Below are 14,235 nucleotides of genomic sequence, written 5' to 3'. Positions count from 1 at the left end.
GCGAAATGCCGTCAGTCGTACTGGGCCGGCCCTGCTCGCGCCTCCACCGCTTGGCTCATCCCATCGCCGCGAACCTCTATGATCGCGTGCCCACGGGATTCCATGGCGCATTCATCGAGAGACTGCCGCGCCCGAGTTGCCACCCCAGCGGCCGCATCACACGGCGCGAGGTGATCGCCGAGGGCTGCCGTCGCCGCCGCCAGCGCCGCGAGTTCGGCCGTGCCCTGAGCGCGTACCACCTCGGCGTTACCGCCGCCCACGACGGCGAGGAGTCCGCTCAGCGCCACGGCCGCCGCCACGAGGACAGCCGCAATGACGGTCATGGGGAATCCTCGCCTGGGGAGGCGTTGGCAACTGCGGAATCGATAGGAAAACCGACGAGATACTCCTCCGTCGGCATCGACTGTTCGGCGACAACCTGCCAGGTTCCCCACGTGGCGACGATCGGAATGGAAACCTCTGCGGTTGCCCAGCCCGCTTCGACTCGAGTCGACACGCTCGCGCCACGGCCACCCGCTCGCTGGACCGCATTTGTCACCTCAGCCGGGCTCGTCCCAATCGCGACAAGCCGTGCCGCCGTGGCGGCGGCACGTTCGGCCGCCACGCGTGCCGTCCCCACCTTCGCCACGCATAGCAGGAGCATCAGGGCGAGGACGACCGCCGGGAGTGCCACGGCGAGTTCCACCGTGGCACTCCCCTCGTCCGTTCCGTCGCGAGCGAAGCCCAGGCAGGCGGGGCGACGTCCGCTCGATTGTGTTGCCGCTGGTTGCACGGTCGTCAGACGTTGAGGGCGGACTGGACAATGCCCTCCAGCAACGTCCGCACGGTTCCCGACTTGAGCACGACGATCAGCAGGCCGGCGAACCCTGCGGCGGCGATCGTTGCGATCGCATACTCGGCGGTGGCCAGCCCTCGATCCGCGTGCTCGCGCATCTCGTGCCAGGCGTGACGGAATCGACCATCGCCGCCGCGAGGATGCTTCGCCGTGGCCCAGGCCATTGCTGTTCCCGCTGCACGCCGATGCGTGGTGATCGTGTGGCAGCGCCCGAGTCCGGTCGGGAAATCCCCGTGTGCGGCAATCGGTTCGTTCTCCCCGTCGGGGTCCGCGGTGTGAAGTTGCGTACTCATTGTCTTCTCCCATTCCTGATTCGTGATCGTTCCCGGCGATGATCCGCAGGGATCCTCGCCTGCTGGGCGTAGTGCGATGTTGCTCCGAGCTCGGAGCCCTTTCTCGGTGAGAACGCCCCTGTGGAGAAGTTCTGCTTCGCGATCGCCGGTACTGCGAGCGGTCGGCGGAGAACTCGTCCTAGAGCGGAGCGGCAAGTCCCAGGCCGAGCGGCAACAGGCCGATGAGGGCGAATGCGGGAAGAAAACACAGGCCGAGCGGCAACACGAGACGGACTCCAAGTTGCGCCGCGGCGGTGGCGGCCTCGGCTGACGAGGTATCCCGAGCCTGGCCAGCCAAGCGGAGCAGGGAGGAACGCGCGCTCGCTCCCTGATGCCAGGCAGGGCCCAGCGCGACGAGGATGTGCTTGATGACGCCCGAGGCGGTGGCGGTGGCGTCGTCCCACGATGCGCCCGCACCGACCTGCGCGACGAATCTAGTGAGTTGCGCTCCGTGCGGGGCATCGAGATTCCTGCCCGCCGCGTCCAGCGCGCGCAGGAGCGGCGTACCCGAGTGCACCGCCGACAGGACGACGGTGATCACCAGTTCGTCCTCGAGGATGCCGCAGGGCGCGTGCCCAAGCAGGTAGCCGGGACGGTCGAAGTCGGCCCCACCCGGATGGGTTGCCGATTCGCCGATCAGGTCGGGGAGCGCCGATGCGCGTTTCGCCGCGATCCACTCCATCACCGCCCTCATGGGGGTCCGGTTCCCCGGACCGGCCCGCCGGGAGTAGTTGCCCTCGCCACGAGCCGTGCCACCCAGGCACGGCCGATCAGCATAGCTAACAGTCCCGCCATGAGGGAGAGCGTCCCGATACCGCCATCCAGCAGTACGCGCCACGGGCTGGCCCCGAAGAGGGCGCCCAGCGCGCACGTGCCAAGCGGCAGCCACATCAGTACCCTGGCGCTCATGCGCGGGCCGGCCAGGGCGCCACGGCGGGCGGCCACACCCTGCTGGTAGACGAGGATAGAGGCACTGGTCTCGTCGAGAACCTCAGCGAGTGGCGAGCCGAGTTCGTTCGCGATGGCGCACACGGTCGCAATCGCGACCGCCTGGCGGACTCTGCCGTCCGCATCGCGATCCGGTGCCGAGATGGCCGCGCGCGCCCATACTCGCCGCATGGTAGGGCCGGGACCGTCGGAGACCGCCCGCACGATGTCCATGGGAATGGGAACGCCGTCGGCAGTGAGCCGCACGCGGCGCCGCCGCCAGGATTCTGCGGGCGAGTTGCCCGCTCGCAAGGCGGCCGCGACACCCGCGAGTAGGACCGTCAGATCGCTCGTCGCCTGGGTGCCGGCGCCCTGCGCCCGCTCTGCCACCATCGCGATCCGCGCCCCGGCGATCATCGCGTCCCACCTCGGAGGAGTTCGACCAGGCGCTCGTATGCTGGGCCCCTTCGAGGCTCCCCCTCGCCGTTCCAGCTCAGGGCCGGATCGACCCGCAACCGGGCACGCCCGGCTTGCTCCGAGGATTCGAGTAGCCCGATTTCGCGTATGTGCCGTGTACCGCTCGATGTGCGTTGCACGTGGCACACCACGCGCAGCGCCGCCATCGCCTGATCGATGAGCACCGGCTCGGGAACCCCCGCGATGAGGCCGAGGGAGACCAGCCTCGCGGGAACGTCGCTCGCGGCGTTCGCATGAATCGTGCCGATCCCGCCCTCGTGACCGGTGTTGAATGCCGTGAGCATCTCGCCGAGTTCAGCGCCTCTGACCTCCCCCACGGCTATCCGATCCGGCCGCATGCGCAGGGCCTCGCGCACGAGCCTGGACAGGCCGACCTCGCCGGCACCCTCCGCGTTCGCACGCCGGGCCTGCAGCGTCACGACATGGGCGTGGTCGATGCACAGCTCGCGGGTCTCCTCGATCACGATCAGGCGTTCAGCCGGATCTAGAAGAGCGAGCAGAGCACCCATGAGCGTCGATTTCCCCGTCCCCGTGGCACCGGATACGAGGATGCCGACTTTCGCCGTGACGAGCGCGACGAGTAGCTCTTCCCACTCACGGGGAATCATTGCGCGTTCGACGAGGTCCGCCAGGGACCAAGGATGACGCCTCACGACGCGCAGGGAGATCACGGCGGGGCCGTCGGCAATCGGAGCGAGCACCGCATGCAGTCGGGTACCGTCGGCCAACTGGCCGTCGGCGGTGGGCGAGGCATCATCGAGTCGCTGGCCGGCGCTGGCTGCAAGGCGAACGGCGAGCGATCGGACCTCCGCGGGGGAACCGAGATCGAGGTCCGCGCGTTCGAGTCCGTCGCCGCGGTCCAGCCAGATCTCCTCCGCGCCGTTGACCAGCACGTCGGTGACGCCGGGCAGTGTGAGCACGCGCTGCAGCGGCCCTGCGCCTGTGAGTTCGCCCCAAACCTGGTCGATGAGGCGCGATTGCTCGCCCTGCGTCACCGTGATCGTGTGCGATGCGACGCGCGCTCGCACCGACGCGTAGTTGAGTGGCTCGTTGGCACTCGCCAGCTCGCGTCGCACCACGTCGGCCAACTGCGATGCCCGCCCCTGCATGCGGATCACCACTGCCCCAGGGCGGTGGCGAGGAGCGCGGCGACTCGATCCGGCGCCGCGGCGCGCAAACTCGTCTTCGGCGGGGACTTCCAGCGGGGTTTGGACGTCGCGGGGCCGACCCCCGCCTCGGCTGCGGCGACGAGCGCCGGACAGTGCCGGACAAAGGCTCGAATCGAAGTTCCCAGGCCTGTCGCGACCTGACTCGGACTCACGCTCATGCGTGGATGTGCGCGCAGGACCACATGCCGCGTAGCGCTCCAGGCGGCGATCAACTGACGTCCGCGTGCGACCGACTGCACGTCGTGGCCGCTCAGGATCACGAGCGCCGCATTCGACTCCGGCCGGATTGGCCCGCCGCGTCCACCGATGTCCGCGAGCGATGCGTCGAGCACCACCGGCCCTGCGGCCACAAGGGCATCGATGGCGCATCGAACCTCTCCCGGATCGCGCCCGGGAGTTAGGTGGGCGGTGCTCAGCACGGGCACCCCGCGCCATCGCGGAAGATTCGCCCTGATTCGCTCGCCGTCGAGAGCCTCGTCCCCGCCGCCCAGGTCCTGCCAGCGAACGCCAGCTTCGCTCTCGATCCCGGCCAGGATCTCCAGCCCTCCGCCGGGATGCACATCGACCGCCACAGCGCCCAGCGCGCCGGCGAGATGAAGCGCGAGCGTCGAAGCGCCCAGGCCACCGCGGGCGCCCACCACTGCCGTCAGGGAATGCGTCATAACGCAAGCGTGCGACGCGAAGAACCTCCGGGGGATCTGAAAACGGGGATGTGGAAAAGTTAAGCCCTCGCGTGCGCAGAGCGAATTACTCGTCCGGAAGGGCGATATTCAGGTAGCGGCCGCGACTCTAGTCCGCGAGGTTGGCTAGGCTCGGGTTGTGAACACGCGCAGGACCGCCGCATTCTTCGACCTGGACAAGACGATCATCGCCACGTCCAGCGCCGCGGCGTTCTCGCGCCCGTTCCTCGCCCAGGGCCTGATGAACCGCCGGTCTGTGCTGCGCAGCGCCTACGCCCACTTCCTCTACATGATCGCCGGCGCCGACGAGGACCAGACGGAGCGCATGCGCGCGTACCTCTCCGACCTGGTCGCCGGGTGGGACGTGGCGCAGGTGTCCGCGATCGTCGGCGAGACGCTGAACCAGTTCATCGATCCCTACGTTTACTCCGAGGCGGTGGAACTCATCGCTGAGCACCACGCTGCAGGGCGCGATGTCGTGATCGTCTCGGCCTCCGGCGCTGAACTCGTGGAGCCGATCGCCGCGGCCATCGGCGCCGATCACGCGATCGCCACCCGGATGGAGATCGCGGACGGCAGATACACCGGCAAGATCGATTTCTACTGCTACGGCGACAACAAGGCGCTCGCGATCCGCCAGCTGGCGCAGAACCAGGGATACGATCTGGAACGCTCGTACGCCTACTCCGATTCGAGCACTGACCTGCCCATGCTGGAGGAGGTCGGCTTCGCGTACGCGGTCAATCCGGATCGCACGCTTCGCAGGGTGGCCGAATCGCGCGGCTGGGGCGTGCTGAACTTTGTTCGGCCCGTCTCACTGTGGCACCAGTTGCCCGTCTCTCGCGGTACGGCCACGGCGCTGACGGCGTCAGCGGCGAGCGCGATCCTGGCGCTGGTGGCGTGGCGCATCGTCCGCCGAATTCGCCGACGCGGCGGTCGGTGACGCGTGATGGACGAGGCCTCCGCCGCGCCCGTGTGTCCGGATAACTTGGCGCGAAGTGTGGCGCGCATCACAGCGAGGTGCTACGCTCGTAAGTACAACAGCACACGGGGATGACAGATACCCACACGCGAGGTAACCCACTCTCATCGGGTACGTCGAATACGCAGCAGCGATACCGGCGAACAAGCGGCGCGCTTGATAATCTGCCATCCCAGCTGAGGCCGAATGGCACCCCGAGCGGGTGCCATTCGTGCGTTAAGGAGCCGGCCGGGCGGCGTCGAGCGTTACCCCCGCGCACTCAGCGCTGAGCGCCGACCTTTGCCGCTACGGGGGCATCCGTTGCGGAGGGTCGCTTCGCGTAACTCACGTAGGCAAGCCCCACGATGACACCGCCGACCAGGTTGCCCAGCCCGACGACGAGCATGTTGCGCGCGTAGTTGATCGCGGTCGCACTGTCGACTCCCTCAAGGACGCCGAGCGAGTAGGTCGTCATGTTGGCGACGACGTGCTCGAACCCGGAGGTGATGAAGGCGAACAGGCACCAGAAGATGATCGTGAACTTCGCCATCTCGCTCTTCAGCCTGGTGGCGGACCAGATGGCCAGGCACACGAGCACGTTGCAGAGCACGCCGCGCGCGAACAGTTCCATCGAAGATTCGTGAGCCTTCGCGTCGAGCATGGCAATGAGCATCTTGCCGGCGGGGGTCTCGCCTTCGGTGAGACCGGAAAGGCGCACCAGCACCGCGAACACCCAGGCCCCGGCGAGGTTGGCGAAGAACGTGAACGCCAGCGTCGTCGTCCACTGGCGGCCGTCGATGGCACGACGCGCCCAGCCTTGCGTCAGGGTCATCATGGACGAGGTCACCAATTCGCCCCCGGCCGCCACGACCAGGGTGAGCGCGATGCCGAATACGAGCCCATTCACGAGCTTCACGATCGGAGATCCCGCCTCGAGCAGCGGCCCGGAGGCGGAGATCATGAGGATCACCGCCACTCCGATGTAGGCACCCGCAAGCATTGCCTGCACGAGGAACCGCCACGGCTGGGAAATGCCGAGCGCCTTCTTGATGGCGTTGTGGTCTTGCTCGGTCAGGGTTTCGGGAATGCTCAACACCAGTCAAGCGTCGCACTCGTTTTCCGACTCAAATGGGACTTTTTACCGCTCGCCTGCCGTATTCGGTGGCGATTCGAGCAGGATCGTCACCGGCCCGTCGTTCACGAGGCTCACCTGCATGTCGGCTCCGAATACGCCCTGGCTCACGTCGAGTCCGCGCTCGCGTAGCCGCGCGGCGACCTCGTCCACAAGCGGCTCGGCAACGGGGCCGGGCGCGGCCTTGTTCCAGGTCGGGCGGCGGCCCTTGCGCACGTCTGCATAGAGCGTGAACTGTGAGACGACGATCACCCAGGCGCCGGCATCGCTCGCACTCAGTTCCTCGCGCAGGATCCGCAGTTCGGCCACCTTGCGCGCAATGTAGTCGGCGTCATCGGTGGTATCGCCCGGCGTCACGCCGACGAGCACCACCAGGCCCTGCCCCTGACCCGCAGCAACGACCTCGCCGCCGACGCTCACGCTCGCGCCTTGCGCCCGCTGAATGACCGCGCGCATGAGTACCCGCCTTCCCGTTTCGCGATGATCTGCTAGTGGACGTTGCGCAGCCCGAGTTCGGCCACCGCACGCGACAGCCGCTCGTCCCACAGCGCCCCGATACCGCCGCCGCTCAGCAGCTTCTCGGCGGCGGCCAGGTGCCAGGCGTCGTCCGACCGCAGATCGTGTTCCAGGACGAGGCCTGCGGCGCGATCGGACAAGTCCGGCCCCGCTTCCAGCACATAACTGGCGTCCAAGACGCCGCGCCAGGTGGCGAGGGACGAGTCAAGGCCGGCCTCGCCGATCAATCCGGCGCGGCGTGCCTGCGCGAGAGCCGCAGGCACCTGCACGCGGGCCACGTGCGCCGTCGCGATCAGGTCGGCCCCGTGCCAGAGCCGGCGGGCGAGACGAGTGCGCGGCGACTCTACGATGAGGGACAGGATCGCGGCGGAGTCGAAATAGACCAGCGCCATGACTAGCGCCGCCGACGTCCGAAGATGCCGCCGCGGCTATCCGCAGCCTCGGGTGACACGGGCTCGGGTAGCGTACCGCGCGGCGACTCGGGGGCCGTGAGGTGCCCGTCGCGGACCAGTTCGGTGACCAGGTCGGTGGCGTCGATGCCACTGAGCCTGGCCACGGGGATTCCGCGATCGGTGATGATGATGGGTTCACCGTCCTTCGCGCGCTCGATCCACGACTTCAGCTCGGCTCGAAATGCGCTGACTGGTACGTCCATTCCGCCAGCGTACAACCGCAACGATGGAAACGGTACGTTATGGGACCGGTCGGTCGCCGGCTCCACCCGTCATCGCGGCCCATCGCCGACGCAGGTACCCGTTCACCGTCCGCCGACCCCAGCCCCGGTTCACCCCCACATATTTCAGTTCGGGGTGTGAAATACATGCGGGTCAACGGCAATATGATGGGGCGAACCGAGGCACGACCGGCGAAGGACTACGCCGAGCCGATCATCCCGGTCCGGGGCAGTCCTTTGGTGAGGGGACCGCGAGCGGCGGGGCGGGAAACGGCCACCCCGTCGACGGGGACGATCTCCGTCTGAGCCGCGGCGATTCGCACCTCGGGCGCCGATTCATCCACCACGTCGAGTTCCGCATCGAGGGGAGTCGCGCGCTTCACCAGGGCCAGGGCGATAGGGCCCTCCGCGTGATGCCGGGCAGCGCTCGTCACGACACCGACCTCTCGATCGCCGTTGAACACCTTCGCGCCCGGCTCGGGCAGCACATCGACCGAGCCGTCCAGGTGCAGATGCACCAGGCGGCGGGGCGGCCGTCCGAGATTGTGAACCCGCGCGACGGTCTCCTGGCCGCGATAGCAGCCTTTGTGCAGGTGCACGGCCGTGCGTAGCCAATCAACCTCGTGCGCAATGGTCCGCGCGTCCACCTCGCGTGCGAACCTGGGTCGCCAGGCGGCGACGCGCAGCGAGTCGGCCGCCCACGTACCGGCGAGCATCCACCCGGCCTGCTCGCGCGCGGCGATCTCGCCGACGAGCGAAGCCCGCGGAACCAGGACGAGTCGCCATGGACGTTCCGCACCGGGATGCTCCCCCTCGTCGGGACCATATCGCGTGCCGCCGTCACCGATCGCGGGCCACGGATCCCGCCACGCCAGCGATTCGCCAGCGCGAGATTCGGCGTCAATGGCCTCGCCGATCACCGCCCAGTCAGCGGTCACGTCTGCCACCTCGACGCGAAGCGCGAACCGCATCTTGTCCAGCCATTCGCGAACGGACTCGCGTTGCGCGGGCTCGGTGATCAGCCAGGTGGTCTCGCCGTCGTCCACCACCGCGAGCGCAGCCTCCATCCGCCCCTGCGGGCTGAGAAGCAGCGTCTCTGTTGAACGACGGGGCTCGAGGCCCAGGAGCGATTGGCTCGTGAGCGAGTTCAGCCATGTGAGGCGGTCCGGACCGGACACGGTGATCACGGCCAGGTGGCTCTGATCAACAACGCCCTGCCCGCGTTCCAGCGCGCGCTGCTCAGCAATGGGATCGCCGTAGTGCCAGGCGACGCCCTCGTCGGGGCCGGTTGCGGCCACGGCGCCGGGACGACTCAGCAGCGGACTGATGTCGCTCATTCCTGCACCCGATCCAGTGCCACGGAGAGATACGGCTGCAGAGGCTGATCGAATGCGGCAAGCTCCCACACCCACATGAGCTGGTCCTCGACCAAGCCGAACATGCGCTGAGAGGCGGTGACCGCGGCGGCGCTGGCGGTGCGCGCGATGACGTCCGAGGCGACGGTCACGCGGCCGGCTCCCCCCGCACCCACGTAGACGCTCACGCGTCCGGCGGGGTCAGCGATCATCGCCTCGATCGGATGGAGCTGTTCGGCCAGGCCATCAGGACGCTCCGGCGAGATACGCCAGTAGCCGGATTCCTCCGACCACGGCGAAGATTCGTCATCGAGGTCGGCGACGGAGCACTCGTACTTGAAATACGGGCCGGAACCCACGGCCCAGCGCACGCTGACCTCCACCGGCCGCGCCTCGATACCGGGATACTTCAGCTCGCCCACAGCGCGCCAGGAACCCAGCAGAAACGCGACGGGGTACATCTCCGGGGGCGTACCCTCCGGAATCAGAAACGGCATGCGCGCGCCGCCCTAGGACTTAAACAGCCGGTAAACCACGAATCCGGCGAACCATACGACGGTCACAGCGACGACCACCAGCAGGCTCAGGAAGAAGATCTCAAGCGCCTCGATACCCATGTGGTCCACCCTACCGTCAAACGTTGAGAGTCAGGCGCGCAATCGCGTAAATGAAGGGGCCCGCGATCGCGATCGGCACGACCACTGTCGCCATGGCCGCCCGGGCCGAACGCAGCGAGGGAATGCGCACGAAGATCATCTGCGTCGCCGCGACCATCAATCCCGTCACCGTTCCCACGGCCACCGCCGTGAGCATTCGGACATCCACCGCCGTCTGCGCCACCACCACGGCCGCGGCCACGCCGCCCAGCGTCGTCGTCGAAAAGGACGTCCAGCCATATACGGGCAGCGCCGCCACGACGGCGGCGGCCGCGATCGCGACGGCCGCGAGAAGGACCACGCGATGGCCGACCGTGGACATGTCCGCCGCGAGCCAGCCGGAGGCACCAACAACGATCACGATGCCCGAGATCGTTCCCAGCAACGACTCCGTCAGCCGGGACCTGTCGTCCGGGCGAGTGAGTTCGTTGATGAACGCGAGCACCACCGCGAACGCGAAAACCAGCGGAACGGAACGGATCCACGGCTCCCGGGATGCCGCGTACACGACGGCGAGCGCGCCGATTCCGGCGATGGAAATCACCAGACCGGAACCGATGGTCGCCGGCAGTTGCAGCAGCCACGGCCATCCGATGCCCACCACGATCACCGTCGCGGCCAGGACGAGCGCCGTTCCGGTCACTCCCCTGCCCGAGCCGACAGTGAGCAGCGCCGCCCAGGCAGCGGTCAGGACCGCGCGCGTCGACAGGTCGAGAATCCTCGGGAAAAACTTCACGCTCCCAAGTCTGACAGACGCGGCAAACGGAGGGTTTACCTCGTCCGCTTGCCGATTCAGGTACGGTAATGCGGTGAGATGAACGCATCTCAACACACTTCGGGGAGGTTCACCATGGCCGACCTGCTGCTGCTCACTGCAACCGCAGGTAGTTCGGCGACAGTCTTGCCGGCGCTGGGGTTGCTCAACCACCACGTGCGCGTGCTCCCGCTGGAGCCCACCGCACTGATCGAGGCTCCCGACTCCGACGTCGTCCTGCTCGACGCGCGTCGCGACCTCGTCACGGCACGCACCACCTGCCGCATCCTGCGCGCCACGGGGTTGACGGTTCCGCTGATCCTGATCATGACCGAAGGCGGTCTGACCGTCGTCAACGCCGATTGGGGCGCGGACGACCTGATGCTCGACACGGCCCCGCCCTCCGAGGTCGAGGCCCGCATCCGGCTTGCTCGCGAGCACGACACGAACAGCACGGCGGATGACCAGCCGGAGGAGATCTCCACCGGTGACCTCGTCATCGATGCCTCCGGCTACACCGTGCGCCTGCGCGGCCGCCCCCTGGACCTGACCTACAAGGAGTTCGAGCTCCTGAAGTACCTCGTCCAGCACCCCGGACGCGTGTTCACCCGGGCTCAATTGCTCCAGGAGGTGTGGGGCTACGACTACTACGGGGGCACCCGCACCGTCGATGTCCACGTCCGGCGACTGCGCGCCAAACTGGGGGCCGAGCACGACCAGCTCATCTCGACCGTCCGCAACGTCGGATACCGCTTCGATCCTCCGAAGGACCGCCGATCGGTCGCCGTCGCCGATTCGCCGAGCGCGGGTGAGGGCGAGGATGTCGCTGAGCCCGGAGAACTGGACGAGGACGCCCCTTCCGACGAGGAGGACTGACCGTCCGTGGTCGCTGACTTCTCCGAGGTCCTGATCGCCGGCCCGTGGGAGCATCGCTACGTCGCCGCGGGCGGGTCGCGCTTTCATGTGGCGGTCACGGGGGACGAGGACTCCCGCGCTCCCCTGGTTCTGCTGCTCCACTCGTTCCCGGAGGTCTGGTGGGCCTGGCGCCATCAGTTGCCGGCCCTCGCCGAGGCGGGCTACCGAGCCGCGGCGATCGACCTGCGCGGCTACGGCGCATCCGACAAGCCGCCCATGGGTTACGACATGCCCAACCTGTGCCGCGACGTCGCGGGCATCGTTCGCGCACTCGGAGCGCAGGAGGCGACGATCGTCGGTCACGGTCTCGGCGGCGTCATCGCCTGGTCCATGCCTACTGTCGTTCCCAGCATCACGAAGGCCGTGGCGGCGATCAGTGCCCCGCATCCCGCTCGCATTCACGCCGCCATGCGTAGCCTCGTGACCGGTCCCGTGCTGCGAGCTCTGCCCGGCGCGCTGATGCCGGGCAGGCTGGAGCGCAAGCTCAAACGATCCGACTTCGCCGCAAAAGTACTGCGCGAGGGCGCCGTCATGCCGTGGGCGCCGGACGAGCTGGAGGTCTACCGCACCGCCATGCGATTGCCGTCCGTGCCGCACAGTTCGCTCGAGGCGATCCGCTGGATGTTCCTCAACCGGTCCGGCGCAACCTTCCGCCGCTATCAGGCGACCATTCGGTCCGCGATCAGGGTCCCGGCGCTGCAACTGAGTGGGCGGTTCGATCCGTTCCTCGACGCCAAATGGGCCACGGTCGACGCGGCCGCGCTGTGCAGCACGTTCCGCGCCGAACAGATACTCGGCGCCGGGCATTTTCCCCATGAGGAACGTCCCGACGAGGTCAACAGAATCCTGCTCGACTGGCTCGCCGAGGCGAGCCCTCTGCCGGGCTGAGCAAGCGAGCCGAAGGGCTGCGCGTGCGCGCTGCCGGCTAGTCGCGCGCGCCAGCGGGGTCCGGCTTGGCCTGCGCCGACGGGCAGAGTCGAACCACGGGGCAGCGCGCGCACTCCGGGTTGCGCGCATGGCAGACGCGCCGGCCTAGGAAGATGAGCCGATGCGACAGTTGCGGCAGATCCACTCGGTCGAACTGCCCCACCAGGTCGCGCTCGACCGCGAGCGGATCATCGGCAGTCGTCAGCCCGAGCCTCCTCGAGGTCCGCAGGACGTGCGTATCGACGGCCAGTTCCGGAATGCCGAAGGCCTCGGACAGGACAACATGCGACGTCTTCCGCCCGACCCCCTTGAGAGCCACGAGCGCATCGCGGTCCGGGGGCACTCGTCCATCCCACCGCTCGGCCAGCTGAGCCGCGAGCGTCGTGATGTGCTCGGCCCGCCGAGCGCCGAACCCGAGCGGGCGCACCACTTGCGCGACGTCGTGCGGGTCGGCGTGCGCCAACGCGGCATTGTCCGGCCAGTGGGCGAACAGTTCCTTCGTGATCTGGTTGACCCGCACGTCAGTGGTCTGGGCGGACAGGACGGTCGCAATGAGTAGCTGCCACGCATTGGAATAGTCCAGTTCGCAGCGCGCATCGGGGAACGCGGCACCCAGCGCATCGAAGATTTCTCGTGCCCTCGCGCGCTCGCGGGCCGCGGTGGCCTGGCCTGATTCAGTCACTGCTCCATCTTGGCAGCCATGGGCGCTGATTCTTGCGGAATCTGCTCAAGGAATCGGCGAAACGTGCCGTATTCACTAGCGAAAGGACGTGCCACTATGCCCCACGCAACGCAGCCGCAAGCCGGCGTCGGCGGAACCGTTTCCCGCCATCTGCGCCATCGGCGAGCCGTCTTGCGTGCGGAACTGGCGGCCACCGGCCACTGGCGTCGCCTAATCCGGGCCAAGATCGATCTCACGGTCGCCCGCGGTGCCGGCCCCGGCCCACTGACCGCGGAGAGCGGTGGTGCCCGTCACCTGAACGCACTGAACACCGACCTGCGCACCCTCATGACGATCCCGGCCAGCGGTTTCGCGCTGACGGACCTGCCCGCGCTGCGCGATCTCGACAAGCGACTCGCGAGCCACGAATCGGCGGTGCGCCGCGAGTTGATGGACGTCACCGACCGACTCGTCGAACACCTCGCCGACGACGGGTTAGCCAAGCAACCAATGTGATGCGACCCACTTGCAGGTAGCCTGAGCACTATCCCGATGTGAACGAGAGGTAGCCGTGGAGAACGAGGACGTTGTACTTGCCGCGCCCCTATTTGCCGGAATCGAGCCGAATGAGGCGCGAGCGTTGCTCCGCTCTATGACCCCCGTCCGCCTCCCCAAGGGTGAGGTGCTATTCCGCGAGGGCGCGCTGGGCGACCAGTTATTCGTCATCACCGGCGGCAAGATCAAGCTCGGCCGCACGTCGCAGGACGGGCGCGAGAACCTCCTCGCGGTGCTCGGCCCCGGCGAGATGCTCGGCGAATTGTCACTGTTCGATCCCGGACCCCGCACAGCGACGGCCACCGCCGTGTCCGACGCAACGCTGCTGGAGCTTCCGCATCAGCGACTCACCTCGTGGATCACCACGCACCCGGCCGTCGCCGTCCCCCTGTTGGGCGCGCTGGCAGCGCGCTTGCGCAGGACGGACGAGGCCCTCGCCGACCTGGTCTTCTCAGACGTTCCCGGACGAGTCGCCAAGGCCCTGCTCGACCTCGCCGACCGGTTCGGGCAACCCGTCAGCGATGGGATACGCGTGACGCACGAGTTGACGCAGGAAGAACTGGCGCAGCTGGTCGGGGCGTCCCGCGAGACGGTGAACAAGGCGCTCGCCGACTTCACGACGCGCAAGTGGATCCGGCGCGATGGGCGCACGCTCATCCTGCTCGAGGTGGATCGCCTGGAGCGCCGATCGCGGTAATCGCAGCGATTGC

20 protein-coding genes are annotated in these 14,235 nt (G+C 68.0%); 5 read left to right on the top strand and 15 right to left on the bottom strand.

The window, feature by feature from the left end; all coding sequences use genetic code 11:
• Positions 1–11: 11 nt before the first annotated feature.
• The 7 genes from FB461_RS00390 to FB461_RS00360 form a co-directional block, all read right to left on the bottom strand.
• Complete coding sequence (locus tag FB461_RS00390; protein WP_142117920.1) at positions 12–323, bottom strand: hypothetical protein; 312 nt, start codon at positions 321–323, stop codon at positions 12–14.
• Positions 320–673 carry a hypothetical protein gene (locus tag FB461_RS00385; RefSeq protein WP_170222520.1) on the bottom strand — a complete coding sequence of 118 codons (354 nt, stop codon included), beginning with the start codon at positions 671–673 and terminating at the stop codon, positions 320–322. The genes FB461_RS00390 and FB461_RS00385 overlap by 4 nt, the downstream gene beginning before the upstream one ends.
• A gap of 104 nt (positions 674–777) precedes the next feature.
• Entirely contained in the window at positions 778–1,128 is a 351-nt protein-coding gene (locus tag FB461_RS12195) for a DUF4244 domain-containing protein (RefSeq protein ID WP_246045932.1), read from the bottom strand.
• Positions 1,129–1,306: 178 nt separating this feature from the next.
• The gene (locus FB461_RS00375; protein ID WP_142117918.1) at positions 1,307–1,861 is read right to left on the bottom strand and encodes a type II secretion system F family protein; all 555 of its coding nucleotides are present in this window, start codon (positions 1,859–1,861) and stop codon (positions 1,307–1,309) included.
• The gene (locus FB461_RS00370; protein WP_142117916.1) at positions 1,858–2,511 is read right to left on the bottom strand and encodes a type II secretion system F family protein; all 654 of its coding nucleotides are present in this window, start codon (positions 2,509–2,511) and stop codon (positions 1,858–1,860) included. The genes FB461_RS00375 and FB461_RS00370 overlap by 4 nt, the downstream gene beginning before the upstream one ends.
• Positions 2,508–3,680 (bottom strand): TadA family conjugal transfer-associated ATPase, encoded by a 1,173-nt coding sequence (locus FB461_RS00365; protein WP_142117914.1) that lies wholly within the window; start codon positions 3,678–3,680, stop codon positions 2,508–2,510. The genes FB461_RS00370 and FB461_RS00365 overlap by 4 nt, the downstream gene beginning before the upstream one ends.
• A 5-nt stretch (positions 3,681–3,685) precedes the next feature.
• A complete protein-coding gene (locus tag FB461_RS00360) occupies positions 3,686–4,402 on the bottom strand; it encodes a CpaE-like family protein (protein ID WP_142117912.1) in 717 nt (238 codons plus the stop codon).
• Positions 4,403–4,559: 157 nt separating this feature from the next.
• Between FB461_RS00360 and FB461_RS00355 the strand changes: the two genes are divergently transcribed.
• Positions 4,560–5,363 (top strand): HAD family hydrolase, encoded by an 804-nt coding sequence (locus FB461_RS00355; protein ID WP_142117910.1) that lies wholly within the window; start codon positions 4,560–4,562, stop codon positions 5,361–5,363.
• A 298-nt stretch (positions 5,364–5,661) separates the two neighbouring features.
• Here the strand turns inward: FB461_RS00355 and FB461_RS00350 are convergent, their stop codons facing one another.
• The 7 genes from FB461_RS00350 to FB461_RS00320 form a co-directional block, all read right to left on the bottom strand.
• Entirely contained in the window at positions 5,662–6,477 is an 816-nt protein-coding gene (locus FB461_RS00350) for a formate/nitrite transporter family protein (RefSeq protein ID WP_246045931.1), read from the bottom strand.
• Positions 6,478–6,519: 42 nt separating this feature from the next.
• Positions 6,520–6,969, bottom strand: coding sequence for a D-aminoacyl-tRNA deacylase (gene dtd / locus FB461_RS00345; RefSeq protein WP_142117908.1), 450 nt, complete (start codon positions 6,967–6,969; stop codon positions 6,520–6,522).
• Positions 6,970–7,001: 32 nt separating this feature from the next.
• The gene (locus FB461_RS00340; protein WP_142117906.1) at positions 7,002–7,421 is read right to left on the bottom strand and encodes a type II toxin-antitoxin system VapC family toxin; all 420 of its coding nucleotides are present in this window, start codon (positions 7,419–7,421) and stop codon (positions 7,002–7,004) included.
• 2 nt (positions 7,422–7,423) lie between these two features.
• Complete coding sequence (locus FB461_RS00335) at positions 7,424–7,684, bottom strand: type II toxin-antitoxin system Phd/YefM family antitoxin (protein ID WP_142117904.1); 261 nt, start codon at positions 7,682–7,684, stop codon at positions 7,424–7,426.
• A 218-nt stretch (positions 7,685–7,902) separates the two neighbouring features.
• A complete protein-coding gene (gene ygfZ / locus FB461_RS00330; protein ID WP_142117902.1) occupies positions 7,903–9,039 on the bottom strand; it encodes a CAF17-like 4Fe-4S cluster assembly/insertion protein YgfZ in 1,137 nt (378 codons plus the stop codon).
• The gene (locus FB461_RS00325) at positions 9,036–9,554 is read right to left on the bottom strand and encodes a heme-binding beta-barrel domain-containing protein (protein WP_142117900.1); all 519 of its coding nucleotides are present in this window, start codon (positions 9,552–9,554) and stop codon (positions 9,036–9,038) included. Before FB461_RS00325 ends, ygfZ begins: the two co-directional genes overlap by 4 nt.
• A 136-nt stretch (positions 9,555–9,690) precedes the next feature.
• Positions 9,691–10,449, bottom strand: a complete 759-nt coding sequence (locus tag FB461_RS00320) for a hypothetical protein (RefSeq protein WP_142117898.1) — start codon at positions 10,447–10,449, stop codon at positions 9,691–9,693.
• Positions 10,450–10,563: 114 nt separating this feature from the next.
• Between FB461_RS00320 and FB461_RS00315 the strand changes: the two genes are divergently transcribed.
• Together FB461_RS00315 and FB461_RS00310 are read left to right on the top strand one after the other, a co-directional pair.
• The gene (locus FB461_RS00315) at positions 10,564–11,343 is read left to right on the top strand and encodes a response regulator transcription factor (RefSeq protein ID WP_142120573.1); all 780 of its coding nucleotides are present in this window, start codon (positions 10,564–10,566) and stop codon (positions 11,341–11,343) included.
• Positions 11,344–11,349: 6 nt separating this feature from the next.
• A complete protein-coding gene (locus FB461_RS00310) occupies positions 11,350–12,270 on the top strand; it encodes an alpha/beta fold hydrolase (protein WP_142117896.1) in 921 nt (306 codons plus the stop codon).
• A 37-nt stretch (positions 12,271–12,307) separates the two neighbouring features.
• Here FB461_RS00310 and nth read toward each other — a convergent pair whose 3' ends face one another.
• Positions 12,308–12,991 carry an endonuclease III gene (nth, locus tag FB461_RS00305; protein WP_142117894.1) on the bottom strand — a complete coding sequence of 228 codons (684 nt, stop codon included), beginning with the start codon at positions 12,989–12,991 and terminating at the stop codon, positions 12,308–12,310.
• A gap of 96 nt (positions 12,992–13,087) precedes the next feature.
• Between nth and FB461_RS00300 the strand changes: the two genes are divergently transcribed.
• Together FB461_RS00300 and FB461_RS00295 are read left to right on the top strand one after the other, a co-directional pair.
• The gene (locus tag FB461_RS00300; RefSeq protein ID WP_142117892.1) at positions 13,088–13,486 is read left to right on the top strand and encodes a hypothetical protein; all 399 of its coding nucleotides are present in this window, start codon (positions 13,088–13,090) and stop codon (positions 13,484–13,486) included.
• Positions 13,487–13,541: 55 nt separating this feature from the next.
• Positions 13,542–14,222 (top strand): Crp/Fnr family transcriptional regulator, encoded by a 681-nt coding sequence (locus FB461_RS00295; RefSeq protein ID WP_246045930.1) that lies wholly within the window; start codon positions 13,542–13,544, stop codon positions 14,220–14,222.
• Positions 14,223–14,235 lie beyond the last annotated feature (13 nt).

The organism is Rarobacter faecitabidus (genome assembly GCF_006716265.1).
GTDB lineage: Bacteria > Actinomycetota > Actinomycetes > Actinomycetales > Cellulomonadaceae > Rarobacter > Rarobacter faecitabidus.
Note: the sequence above shows the minus strand (reverse complement) of the source record. Positions and strands in the feature narration are given on the sequence as shown.